The 12,507-nt window shown below is 48.1% G+C and carries 12 protein-coding genes; 4 read left to right on the forward strand and 8 right to left on the reverse strand.

Annotation, left to right across the window (positions count from 1 at the left end):
* Nucleotides 1–15: 15 nt before the first annotated feature.
* The 5 genes from dbpA to K0H60_RS16975 form a co-directional block, all read right to left on the reverse strand.
* Nucleotides 16–1,392 carry an ATP-dependent RNA helicase DbpA gene (gene dbpA, locus K0H60_RS16950; RefSeq protein ID WP_023266948.1) on the reverse strand — a complete coding sequence of 459 codons (1,377 nt, stop codon included), beginning with the start codon at nucleotides 1,390–1,392 and terminating at the stop codon, nucleotides 16–18.
* Nucleotides 1,393–1,883: 491 nt separating this feature from the next.
* Nucleotides 1,884–2,741: a pirin family protein gene (locus K0H60_RS16955; RefSeq protein ID WP_220056456.1), complete on the reverse strand. Its 858-nt coding sequence runs from the start codon at nucleotides 2,739–2,741 to the stop codon at nucleotides 1,884–1,886.
* A 389-nt stretch (nucleotides 2,742–3,130) separates the two neighbouring features.
* Nucleotides 3,131–4,084 (reverse strand): DUF2971 domain-containing protein, encoded by a 954-nt coding sequence (locus tag K0H60_RS16960; RefSeq protein WP_220056457.1) that lies wholly within the window; start codon nucleotides 4,082–4,084, stop codon nucleotides 3,131–3,133.
* A 146-nt stretch (nucleotides 4,085–4,230) separates the two neighbouring features.
* Nucleotides 4,231–4,875, reverse strand: a complete 645-nt coding sequence (locus K0H60_RS16970) for a hypothetical protein (protein WP_220056458.1) — start codon at nucleotides 4,873–4,875, stop codon at nucleotides 4,231–4,233.
* A gap of 622 nt (nucleotides 4,876–5,497) precedes the next feature.
* On the reverse strand, nucleotides 5,498–5,698 hold the full coding sequence (locus tag K0H60_RS16975) for a YheV family putative zinc ribbon protein (protein WP_011621538.1): 201 nt from the start codon (nucleotides 5,696–5,698) through the stop codon (nucleotides 5,498–5,500).
* A 390-nt stretch (nucleotides 5,699–6,088) separates the two neighbouring features.
* On the opposite strand from K0H60_RS16975, the gene K0H60_RS16980 reads away from it, so the two are divergent.
* Nucleotides 6,089–8,002, forward strand: coding sequence for an ABC transporter ATP-binding protein (locus K0H60_RS16980; RefSeq protein ID WP_220056459.1), 1,914 nt, complete (start codon nucleotides 6,089–6,091; stop codon nucleotides 8,000–8,002).
* 35 nt (nucleotides 8,003–8,037) lie between these two features.
* A complete protein-coding gene (locus K0H60_RS16985; RefSeq protein WP_220053808.1) occupies nucleotides 8,038–8,499 on the forward strand; it encodes a TIGR02444 family protein in 462 nt (153 codons plus the stop codon).
* Between the two features lie 11 nt (nucleotides 8,500–8,510).
* Here the strand turns inward: K0H60_RS16985 and K0H60_RS16990 are convergent, their stop codons facing one another.
* The 3 genes from K0H60_RS16990 to K0H60_RS17000 are packed head-to-tail and all read right to left on the reverse strand — an operon-like array spanning nucleotide 8,511 to nucleotide 11,088.
* Nucleotides 8,511–8,921, reverse strand: coding sequence for a GFA family protein (locus K0H60_RS16990; RefSeq protein ID WP_220056460.1), 411 nt, complete (start codon nucleotides 8,919–8,921; stop codon nucleotides 8,511–8,513).
* 12 nt (nucleotides 8,922–8,933) lie between these two features.
* Nucleotides 8,934–10,535, reverse strand: a complete 1,602-nt coding sequence (locus tag K0H60_RS16995) for a GMC family oxidoreductase (protein ID WP_220056461.1) — start codon at nucleotides 10,533–10,535, stop codon at nucleotides 8,934–8,936.
* A gap of 46 nt (nucleotides 10,536–10,581) precedes the next feature.
* Nucleotides 10,582–11,088 carry a TAT leader-containing periplasmic protein gene (locus K0H60_RS17000; protein WP_220056462.1) on the reverse strand — a complete coding sequence of 169 codons (507 nt, stop codon included), beginning with the start codon at nucleotides 11,086–11,088 and terminating at the stop codon, nucleotides 10,582–10,584.
* Nucleotides 11,089–11,199: 111 nt separating this feature from the next.
* Here K0H60_RS17000 and K0H60_RS17005 point away from each other — a divergent pair, with 111 nt between their 5' ends.
* Nucleotides 11,200–12,183: a hydrolase gene (locus K0H60_RS17005; protein WP_220056463.1), complete on the forward strand. Its 984-nt coding sequence runs from the start codon at nucleotides 11,200–11,202 to the stop codon at nucleotides 12,181–12,183.
* Nucleotides 12,184–12,192: 9 nt separating this feature from the next.
* A complete protein-coding gene (locus K0H60_RS17010; RefSeq protein WP_220056464.1) occupies nucleotides 12,193–12,438 on the forward strand; it encodes a YheU family protein in 246 nt (81 codons plus the stop codon).
* Nucleotides 12,439–12,507: the final 69 nt, after the last annotated feature.

Below are 12,507 nucleotides of genomic sequence, written 5' to 3' on the forward strand. Positions count from 1 at the left end.
TCACTGAACTGCGGGTTATTTCATTAACCACGCGCGGTAAGACTTACCCTTAATGCGGCCGCTGGTGATTTTGCTCAGCGCCTTTTTAGCGACTTTGCGATTTACCGCCACATAGGCGCGGTAGTCGGTTACAAGGATTTTGCCGACCTGCGAGCCTTCGATACCATTCTCCCCAGTGAGGGCCCCGAGGATATCGCCGGGGCGAAGCTTCTCTTTTTTACCACCATCGATTTGAAGGGTGATCATGGTTGGCGCATTGGGCGCTGTGCCCAGCAAACTTAATGATGGCAAGGCTTCGCTCTGAATATCTCGCTCTAAATACTCTTCTAACAGGGCAATCTTGTAGCCATCTTGATCGTCAAAGAAGGTAAAAGCCGCACCCTTACTGCCCGCACGGCCGGTACGGCCAATACGGTGAATATGCACTTCGGTATCATAGGCCACGTGGTAGTTAAATACCGCGTCCAGTGCATCGATATCTAAACCACGGGCAGCCACGTCGGTCGCCACCAACACACAGGCACTCTTGTTGGCAAATTGCAGCAGGGTTTCATCCCGGTCGCGCTGTTCTAAATCCCCATGTAGGGCGATAACGCTAAAGCCAGCATCACTTAGTTCATCGGCCACTTTTTGGGTTTCGCGCTTGGTATTACAAAACACCACGGCGCTCTCGGGCTTACGATCCAGCAGCAATAATTGCAGCGCCTGCATGCGCGCCTTGTCGTCATCCAAGTGGTAGAAATGCTGCTCGATGGTGCTCTTTTCGTGGGTCACGGCCACTTTCACCATCACTGGGTCGTACATAATTTGCTTAGCAATCGACTGAATTTGCTCGGGGAAGGTCGCACTAAACAGCAGGGTTTGGCGCTCGCGTGGCGACTGCTCGATAATCGCATCGAGCTGTGGCTGAAAGCCCATTTCCAGCATACGGTCGGCTTCGTCCAGTACGAGCATATTCAGGTTGCTTAGGTCTAAACGGTTACGCTCTAAGTGATCGACAATCCGCCCTGGCGTTCCGACGATAATGTGGGCGCCATGCTCGAGCGAACCAATTTGCGGCCCCATAGGCACGCCGCCGCAGAGGGTGAGCACTTTTACGTTGTGAATACCACGCGCCAGTGTGCGGATCTCCTGCGCCACTTGGTCGGCCAGTTCGCGGGTTGGACACAGCACTAAGGTTTGAATGCGAAAACGCTTCACATCTAACTTGTTCAGCAGACCTAAACCGAAGGCCGCCGTTTTACCCGAACCCGTCTTGCCCTGACCAATCACATCCTCGCCCGCTAAAATGGCTGGCAGACTCTGCGCCTGAATTGGCGTCATTTCGTGATAGCCCATAGTGGTAAGGTTCTCAAGCAGTTCGGGTTTTAGCTTAAGAGTCGAGAAAGCCATTGAAGGCTGAGTGTCTGAATTGCTCAAGGCGAATATCCTGTGGTGGGTAACCCGCGCTGGCATAAACTCAGGCAAGTCACTGAAATTGCATAGTGTTACTAATTAAATACGCTTATCGCTTCGGGGCGTTTAGCCATTTGTTTAGGCCTTTATTTCTGGCGGTTAACCTTAACTAAAGCCTTTAAACTAACCTCTAACTGAGCCATGCCAGTCGTGCAATCAGGCTAAGTCGGCAACTAGCTGCGCTTAGTCTTATCCGCACCATCCCAAAGCTCGGCTATTGTAGCAATAAAGCGTGCCCTTTTCCTGAAGTCTTTCGCTTAACCACCAAAGCAGGCTTTATTGCCTGCTTTAAAGAGAGTCATTAATAAGAAGCGCGCGAACAAAAAGCCCTGCATTGGCAGGGCTTAGTGAGTGTGACTTACGGAAAAACAAGCTTTGTACTAGCGGTGTTTTTCAAGCGAGGAGTCAAGATTTAAAGCAAGGAAGCCTTAAACGATGCTGCCAAAGCGGCCCTCTTGATAATCGCGAATCGCCTGCTGAATTTCCGCTTGGGTGTTCATCACAAACGGCCCCATTTGAACGATTTTTTCGCGGATCGGTTTACCCACAAACAGTAACATGCCCGCACCGCGTTCATCGGCCTTAAGCTGCAATGACGTTTGGCTATCGAGCACTAAAAACTCGCCCTGATTGAATGAAAACTGTGAGCCTTCGCCCTTACTCAAGCCACCTTGGTAAAGATAGAGGGCGGCAAACTCATGCTTGGATAAATCGAGCTGCGCCTCACCATTGGCGTTAATCATCAAGTCGGCAATCGCCGCTTCGCCCGCTAATCCTTGGATGGTGGCACTGATCGCACCCTTACCCGCAAATGCCCAATCCCCCGCCAAGGCTTTAAGGGTGGCGCCTGTGTCGTTCGATGTTTCAACGCTAGGGGTTGAAGCCGTATCTTGATAAGTCGCGGGGCGCAGTTTGTCCTTGGCAGGCATATTGACCCAAATTTGGAAGCCATGCAGACCATTAAGCGCATCGGCCAACGGCATTTCGGAATGCACCACGCCGTAACCCGTGCTCATCCACTGCACATCGCCTGCACGAATCGCTTTGACGTTACCCATCTGATCGCGATGCTCAAACCCGCCCTTACGGATGTAAGTAAAGGTCTCCATTCCACGGTGCGGATGCGGCGGAAAGCCACCGATAAAATCCTGTTTATCATCGTATTTAATCTCATCCATCATCAAAAACGGATCAAAATGGGTAGTAACAAAGTCCGCCACACGGCGAATATTCACCCCGTCGCCATCCATCGCAGGCTTAGCAGAAAACTGACTTAAGACTTTCATTTTATGCTCCTAACTCGTAAGGCATTAACCTGTGTACTCACGATCACTTGGGTTAGAAGTGACTGCGTGAAACAGTGGCAATGCTAATGGAGGCAGAATAACAAGGAAATTTGCAAAAGAATAACGCGAAATCACGGTCTAAACATTCGAAAAAATGGAACGGTAGGTTGCTAATACCCACTCATACAGGCTTGCCATGATGTTCACTCACCGACACGCAGCGAGTCCGTCCGTGGATGCTCGACCGCCCCGTCCATGGGGCGGACGGTCGTCTCGCGAATCACCATGCTTCACCTTTTGACATTAGCGGAAACTGTAAATTTAACGTTTGGTTAAGGGACGGGCTTTAGCCCGTCCCAGTGAGCGAAGCGAGCGATTTGAACCAGTTGTTATATTTCTTCAAACTCAATGCTGTAATAATCCATGTTTTTGGTAGCTTTCCAGATGTCGAGGTATCCAGTAGAGCACGCGTGACGTCCTTGAACCTCAGCTTTAGTTATCTTTGATTTTAAGCCAATCAAGCAACTGTTTATTGAGCTGGATGACAATTTCATTAGATATATAGTCTTGGGGTTTTGACTTAGCTTGGCTAGTTCCATTGCCACGGCTGCTCTCTCTGCGTCGTCAGTAATTTTAAATAAGTTAATAACGCATGAGTCATTGTCAGGGTTAAAGATCGAATAAGAAGCGTTTTTTACTCGGTTTTTTATGCTTAGATTGCCGATAGAATCAAGGTTGGGAATTATGACTCGGTCAGATTGTTCTAGTCTAAGAATCACTCGATGCTCTTGCTCATAAATCCACTCATCACTTTTCTGTAAAAACACCTCATAGAGAATTCTATCCGCACCCTCTACTGATATATTTGAGTAATCATAATCGAACTTATCGTTGCGGTATCTTAATCCCTTCCTGTAAGAAACAGGTTTAGGAGTTCCATCGAATTGCGAACACTCCTCGCCCCAAGCTGAGTTTATGAGAGAGTCCGCTCTAAACAAATTTTCAAAAATGCATCCGTTTCGAGGAAAATGTACTATTCCAGCAACAATGCCTTTATGCTCATTTGCGTAGTGAGCCCACATAAGTAGATTTTCTTTGTTCTCGGTAAAGCTTATGACGCCTATATGGTGCATTCTCAAGTCAACATATTGAGAAAAACTCAACTCTCCAAACTCAGGGTCCCAAGAAGTTGGATTGTCAAAGTGACTAGCTAGTTCATCTAAGCTTTTACGGCAAAATGCCGCCTCAAAAGGGTCATTCAATACGCTTGGTTGTGAAAGGCGAATGAATCCCTCTTCGAAAAAGTCCCGAGGTTCGCTCATATATTTAAAGAGTTGCTTCAAGCGATGTCTCTTCTTGGTGGCTGAAAAATATAACGCCCAGTTAAGGGGTGAAGCACGCAATGACCAAGCCACTGCATAGCACTTCAACACTAAAACCACCGCATACCAATAATGCCACGCGTGCTGAATCCCTCTTGAACTGTTTATTAGCTTTTTGAGTTTCTTAGTATATCCACTTTCCAGTATTTACCATATTTCGATGCCTTTCCGTCCAAATGACAACGAGTGACTTTTCTCTGATTTAACGGCATATCGAGTATAAACCAATTAAGTTTACTGTTATCTTTGTTAAGCATAAAAGAAGGAATATTCTCTATTTCAATTCGATTTGGTTCAATTGGGCTGCATATTAAAAAATGTGGAATAACATTACTCCAATTTTCATTATTTTCACCAAAAATAGCACGTAACCTATTAGCTTTACTCTGGAGCTGATTGTTAGTAAAAGGTGTATCTCCTTTGGCTTCGATCATAATAATGTGGGTGTTGCCAGATTCATCCTCAAAAGCCAATAAAAAGTCGACATCTTCCTGGGTAGCTGTGATGCGTAGAGAATCTCTTGTTCTAGGTTCATTTCCATGAACATACGCGAGTTCTAAACTTGCGTATATCCAATCTAAGTGATAATCCATCGCAGAAAAATAGGATGGAGGTGTGTCCAACTCTAATAAGTCGAGGATTTTCTGTAATATACTTGGATCAAGATTAAATTCGGTATTGCCCAGTAATTGACCGACAAGATGAAAACGTTCTTTTCTATTAAAAGATTTTAAATATTCAATTATTTGCACAAAAAACACCTAATTAACATTGAAAGCTAACATTTTATTAGTGCGCATGCGCGTTTACCTCGTTGGACCTGTGAAAACGCGCACGGTTAACTATCTGTATGCAAAGAACTTATCAGCTTTCTGCCAAATACACTATCTGGAAAAACGCGCATGCGAGTTTTCCAAACCTAATAACTAAAATTCAGTTACTATATTCACTTGATTTTATAGATTTTTATTTATTGAGAATGGAATTAGTACGCACTAATCCTGTCTAAAAATCATACTAAAACACCTACGTTTAAATACGACTGTATACCCATACATTATTAGCCGATTTCTGGTAAGGCCAAACATAGAAAATAGATAAGAATTTATATGGCAACAGGAGTAGGAATGGTCGATTGAGCTAACGAGCCGAAACACGGAATGAGCAAATAGCTTTTAGTAGAACGAGCTGCGAGAAGGCTAGTTAGCATTGGCAATTTTTACGGAAGTGACCGTTGGTGGCATGGAGGCCACCGTCGAGCCCTCAGGGATGAGTTTATGGCGTGTCACTGGAGTAATATTGCCAATCGACACTGCACACTGGTGAATTTTTTAGACTCTCGCTTTAAAACGAACAAGCAAAGCAACACCAAGCCTAGTCAGGCTTAAACACCCCAATCACGGCACCTGTGGCTTTTTCGGTGACTTTCACATCGGTTTGTTGTTCGCGGTAATCACAGTCGGTGCATTCTACGGTTTCGATACCGTTTTCTTTAAACAGCAGAATGCTGTCCTTGGCACCACATTTAGGGCATTTTGCGCCAGCAACAAAGCGCTTTTTGATTTTGGTTGTCATGCTAATACCTTTATGCACAGACCAGCTCAGTTGAATCAGAAGATGACCACGCTTCGCTTGCAAAACCGAAAGCGTGAGCCTGAAATTGGCGGCTATTTTGCCACAGTGCCCAGCTATTGCCAGCCTTTAAACCAAGTTGTGATGCCATAAAAAATAAACAGACGTTGGCGCCTTACTGGGTTATCTCAAAAACGATTTGCCAAATTGGCCGCATACTCGCTTTGCCACTCATCCAAAGAGCGCCATAAAAGCCGCCACAAGATTCGCCCAAAAGATGCTGTAAAAAGTGTAAGAAATCCTCAGCAACTCGGCCTAAGTTGTGGTTTGCCATCGGCTTGTACGCTATTATCACAGCCCTTACTCATTCATGATATGACCAAGTTGTAGTTAATGATCAGCATCAACCAAGCGCAATTAATCCGAGGCAGCAAAACCCTGCTCGACGAAGCCTCTTTGACCATCTATCCCGGCCATAAGGTCGGCCTAGTCGGCGCCAATGGCACGGGTAAGTCCTCACTGTTGGCATTAATTATGGGTCACCTGAGCTTAGACAAAGGCGAGTTTAGTATGCCTTCGGGTTGGCAAATCGCCACCGTAGCTCAAGAAACGCCCGCGCTGGAAGTCTCTGCACTTGAGTATGTACTTGATGGTGATAAAGAATATCGCCAACTTGAGGCCGATTTACATATCGCGCAGGAACACAATGATGGCCATGCCATTGCCACCTTGCACGGAAAAATCGATGCCATTGGCGGCTACGCTATTCGTGCCCGCGCAGGTGCCTTGCTGGCAGGCTTAGGCTTTAGCGAAGCCGAGCAAAACAACCCAGTGAAAAGCTTTTCGGGTGGTTGGCGGATGCGCCTCAACCTTGCCCAAGCGCTGCTGTGCCGCTCAGACTTACTGTTGCTCGACGAACCGACCAACCACTTAGACTTAGATACCATGTACTGGCTCGAAGGTTGGATTAAGTCCTATCAAGGCACGCTGATTTTAATCAGCCACGATAGGGATTTTATCGATGAGATTGTCGATGAAATCGTCCATATCGAGAATCAAAAACTCAATTATTACAAAGGTAACTACAGTGCCTTTGAGCGCATCCGTGCCGAACGTATGGCGCAGCAACAGGTCGCCTATGAGCGCCAACAAAAAGAACGGGCGCATATGCAGTCCTTCGTCGACCGCTTCCGCTACAAGGCCAGTAAAGCCAAGCAAGCGCAGAGCCGCTTAAAAGCGCTGGAAAGGATGACTGAGCTGTTGCCATCCCAGGCCGATAGCCCGTTTTATATGGAATTTCGCCCGCCTGAAGCCCTGCCCAATCCGCTGATTAAAATGGAACAAGTGGCTGTGGGTTATGGCGACAAGCAAATCCTCAGCCGTGTGCATTTGAACTTAGTCCCCGGCGCCCGTATTGGCCTCTTAGGGCGTAACGGCGCGGGTAAATCGACATTAATCAAACTGTTATCGGGACAACTGTCACCGATGACTGGATTGTATGAGCCGAATCCCGGCCTGAATATCGGTTACTTTGCCCAGCACCAAATCGAATTTTTACGCCTAGACGATACGCCGCTGCAACATCTGGTGCGCCTCGCGCCAAATGCTCGTGAGCAGGAATTACGTAACTTCCTCGGTGGTTTTGGCTTCCATGGCGATATGGCGCTCTCGCCAGTTCGTCCCTTCTCGGGGGGCGAGAAAGCGCGTTTAGTGTTGGCCTTATTAGTGTGGCAGCGCCCTAACCTATTACTGCTCGACGAACCAACCAACCACTTAGATTTAGAAATGCGCCATGCACTTACTATGGCATTGCAAACCTTTGAAGGCGCAATGGTTATCGTATCGCACGACCGTCACTTACTGCGCTTAACCTGTAGTGACTACTATCTGGTTGATCAAGGCCAAGTGCAAGCCTTCGATGGCGATTTAGAGGATTACCATCAATGGTTACTCGATGCCGCTAAGGCCGCCAGTGCAAATTCCACCGCGAATGGTGACGATGCCAAGCCCGCCGTCGATAAGAAACAGCAAAAGCGGTTAGAGGCAGAGCTGCGCCAAAAGGTGTCGCCACTTAAACGCAAGCAGGCGAAGCTTGAAACTGATCAGCAAAAGCTCAGTGAACGGCTCGCCGAGTTGGAGCATCTACTGGCCGATAGCGAGCTCTATGATCAGGACAATAAAGCCAAACTCACGTCAGTACTCAGTGAACGCACCAGCTTGACACAGACGCTGGAAGAAAGTGAAATGCAATGGCTTGAGCTGCAAGAAGAAATTGATGCAATGGAACTTGAGCTGATGGGCCAGTAATTGGCTCTTTATCGCCTAACGTACAAGGAAACAGTATGTCGGATGCAACCCCGCTAGACAGTCAAATTTGGCATTGGTGTGATATGAGTTACGGGCAAAATAAGCAGCTTTGCCTTGAGCTACAGGATAACTGCCAAGTAAATGTGAATCTCTTACTGCTGGCGCAGTATTTAGATCTCACCAGCGATGTGGCGGGCCCGAGAGAGTATTCGACCGAGCAGTGGCAGCAGCTGGTCAATGCGGTTTGGGATTGGGATGAAAAGTTTCTCACGCCCTATCGTCGTCTGCGCCGTCTCGCTAAGGCAAGCCTGAATGAGGAAGAATACCAGCAGATGCTCGATGTTGAGCTGATGATGGAACGTAAGGCGCAGCGCACGATTCTAAATGCCGTCAATGGCTTATCGCCAACCGGCCAACAAACCAATCTCGTCAATTACCTCGCCCTATTTGGCCTATCCGCAGCCGATGTAAATTCGCTGGATTTTATCGCGCCTTAATAGACCGAACATTACTTAGTACGAGCCTGAGGATAACGCTGACAGTTATCCTCAATCTTGAGCCAACTTGGCTGCTGCTCGGTATAAATATGGTAATTAGGCTGCACTAAATTCGGATCGTCTAAGCTTGCGATCGTCAGGGTGAGATAGTCGGGATACTCAGTGTGCCTGTAGGTCAGCGAGCAGCCGCAGTGGGCACAAAAACCACGTCTTACATATTCTGATGAGGCAAACTCAGTCACTTGCCCCTTAACCCAAGTCACCTGTTGCAGCTTAAAATCCATCCAGGCGCCAAATACGGCCCCAATGCTTTTTTGGCACATGCGGCAATGGCAATAATCGGCGTCGAAGGGCTTGCCCTCAATCCGATAACGAATCGCCCCACATAAACAGCCACCCTCCAAGGGTTCTACAGTTCCCATAAAGACTCCACGCTATTGCGGCTCGCGGCCATCGGTGAGCTTTTGTGCCAGCGCCGTAGCATTGCGCGCGGTAATGCCATAAATCGACAGCTGCGGATTGGCCCCGAGACTGGTCGGGAAGATTGAGCCGTCCATCACCGACAGATTATCCAGATAATGTGACTGACCATAGCTATTGACCATAGAGAGCTTTTCATCCTCACCAAAGGGGCAACCGCCCATCACGTGCGCCGAGGCAACGACTGTGCGCAGCGGTGCTAAATCCATTTGCGAAATGCTCTCTTTCGCCTCCTTCCATGATGACAGATACGGCATACCATCACTGATGGGCAGCACTTTTAATGCCCCCGCTGAGAATTGCAATTCGGCCATGCTGGCGTATGCCCGCCGCGCTGCCCGCCAAAAGGCCTCGGTAAGCGGATAATCCAAGGCAAACCCTGTCGAGGTCAGATGCACTTGCCCACCTTGGCTATCGGGATGATAACCATCGCGGATCAAGGCGATAGTGACCTGTAGCTGATTAAACTGCGCCATCAATTCAGCATGGCTCACGCCGTAACCTATGGTCTTAGAGGCAATCAAAATAGGATGCACCGGCGGCACCTCAAGCTTGTAGCCTAACTCACCATCGGCGCCGTTTTTCCAAACAAACTCATCGGAATAGATAGATTGCGGCGCACCGCTGTGGGCATTAATCGCATCGGCAAATACGCCGCCCGACAGCACTGTGGGATGTAAAAAGGTACGTTTACCTAATAATTGATAGGGATCGGGCACCTCGGAGCGCATCATTAAGGTCGGCGTGTGGATAGCGCCAGCGCTTAAAATATAGTGTTTGGCTTTAAATAACAGCTCGACCGACGTCGGCCGTAAATTAACATCGAGCGCCTGCGCCTTGAGGGCAAACACTTGGCCATTATGGTGTTCAATCTTAACGACTTTGGCACGGCTAACAAGCTGCGCGCCCTTCTCTAATGCGGTCGGGATCGTCGTGACTAACATCGACTGCTTAGCATTAACTGGGCAGCCCATGCCGCAATAGCCAGTATTCCAACAGCCCGCCACGTTACGCTTAATGACGGTGTAATCCCAACCTAGATTGATACAACCTTGCTTGAGGGCGCCATTATTGCGGTTAGGTTCATAATTCCATTCATGAATATTGAGCCGCTGCTCCATCTGCTCGAACCAAGGGGCAAGGGCTTCGGGATCGAGTCCGGCAACGGATTTATGCTGCGCCCAAAAGGCTAAGGCTTCCTTCGGGGTACGAATGGAGGTGGTCCAATTGATGGTGGTCGAGCCGCCTACGGCGCGACCTTGAAAAATACCAATCGCCTTATCGGCGGTTTTCATCGCGGCCGCCTGTTGATACAAATTAGGGTAAGCGACCCGCTCCTCCATATTAAAGTCGCTGGAGGATTTAAGCGGTCCCGCTTCAATCATGATCACACTGAGTCCAGCTTGGGTAAGGATTTCCGCCGCCACACCACCGCCTGCGCCCGTGCCTACAATCACCACATCGGCTTCAAATTGCTGGTTCTCTTGCAGTTGACTGGCGTCGGTATGTAACCAACCGGAATTTAAGCCTGTCACTATGGGATCTATGATTGCCACTTGGAATACTCCATTCTTACATTATTGTTATTATTATAAATTCAGCCTATTTGAACAATTCAGGCTTGGCGTAGTGGAGTCGGCTCCAATGCTCAGGACAGGCGTAATAACTGGCCATCACTAATTCCCGCAGGCCTAAATAAGCCGTTTGCAATAACGCAAAGTAACTGTGGCGCCAGGTTTCCAACATTTGGGTTAATTCGCTGGGTGAACGCATCAAGAGTGGCGTCATACTCGAGGTCAGCAGCAGTAAACCGAGACGATTTTCCAGCATATCCAGCAGTTCGAATAGTTCAGTCTGCTGCTCATCGGGCAAGACATCAATCGAGTGCTTGATAGCATCTAAGGTGCGATTTTGCGCCGCCAACTTATGGGTTGCCACATCGGGCAAGGCCCCATCGAGCATCACAGGTAACAACACGCCGAATAACAAACGGTAGTCTTTTCCTTCGCCTTCATCGGGGAGGCGGAATTCGGGAGAGTAGAGATTCACCCCCAAGGCAATCGCCGCCGTACCGGCAAACGCGCCCAGTAAAAAGGTACGTCTATTCATCAATGTCTCCCCAAGACGCTTAGTGTTAAATTATTGTGCTACAATGACCGCGAATCTAAATTAAACACACGTTTTAATTTTCAGCAATAGTTGATATCAAGATAAGATCCCATGCCAAACGTTTTTAATCCGCCTTGGTGGGCCAAAAGTCCCCATGTACAAACTATCCTGCCCGTATTTACTAAAGTGGCCAAACCTGTGCTTGAGCGGCAGCGACTCGAGCTTCCCGACGGCGATTTTATCGATTTAGATTGGCAAGCAAAGCCAGAAATCGGCAAACCCATTGTGGTTATCATTCATGGGTTAGAGGGCAGTGCCCAGTCCCATTATGCCAGACGCATTCTGCAAGCCTGTAAAGAGCAAGGGTTAGCCGCTGTGGTTCACCACCACAGAAGCTGCTCAGGGGAAACCAATCGCCTTGCCCGCAGTTACCACAGTGGCGATACCGACGATTTGCAGTTTAGCCTAAGCCTGCTGCAACAAACGTATCCGCAATCACCTTTATTAGCCGTGGGTTACAGCTTAGGCGGCAATGTACTAACCAAATATCAAGGCGAATATCAAGAGCATAGCCTGTTGAGTCGCGCCGTGGTCGTGTCGGCGCCGCTGCAATTATCGGCCTGTGCCAAACGCTTAGAAAATGGTTTTTCAAAAGTATATCAAAGCCATTTAATCAAACAGTTACAACATAAGGTCAATCAAAAACTCGCTGACCCCGATCTGGCGGGCGCGATGGCATTGAGTCCAATGCAAGTTGCTCATCTCAATACTTTTTATGACTTTGACGATAAAGTCACCGCGCCGCTCCATGGATTTTTGGGTGTTGAAGATTACTACACCCGTGCCAGCGGCCTACCTTTTATCAAGTGCATCACTAAGCCTACGCTGATTTTGCATGCCAAGGACGATCCCTTTATGACGGACGCCGTTATCCCGCATTCCAGCCAGCTTTCTGAACATGTGGAATATGAATTACATGCCCATGGCGGCCATGTCGGTTTTATTGAGGGTGGTACGCCTTGGAAGCCACGCTATTATCTAGAGCGGCGCATTTTAGACTTTTTACTCGCCAATGATGCTTTATCGGCACCTTAAGGACCCCGAATGCTTATCCCCTACGATGCTTTACTCCAGCTCCCCAAAGAGACGTTAGCTAATTTAATCCGCGAATATCTATTAGGCCAAGTGGAGGATGGTAGTTTTACTAGCCTAGATGAGCAAGAACTATCATCGGCAATAGTGCAATGCCAACAAGCACTTAAACAAGGCAAACTCGTCTTGGAATACAGCGAGGACGATGAATCCTTTGCCATTCGCCACGCCGACCAAGTGGCCAAACGGCAAGATTGACCACCAGTATCCCTGTGCCGTATAAATAGCTTATACGGTTTATCGCTCCAAATGGGCGGCTCTTTAGGT

The organism is Shewanella mangrovisoli (genome assembly GCF_019457635.1).
GTDB lineage: Bacteria > Pseudomonadota > Gammaproteobacteria > Enterobacterales > Shewanellaceae > Shewanella > Shewanella mangrovisoli.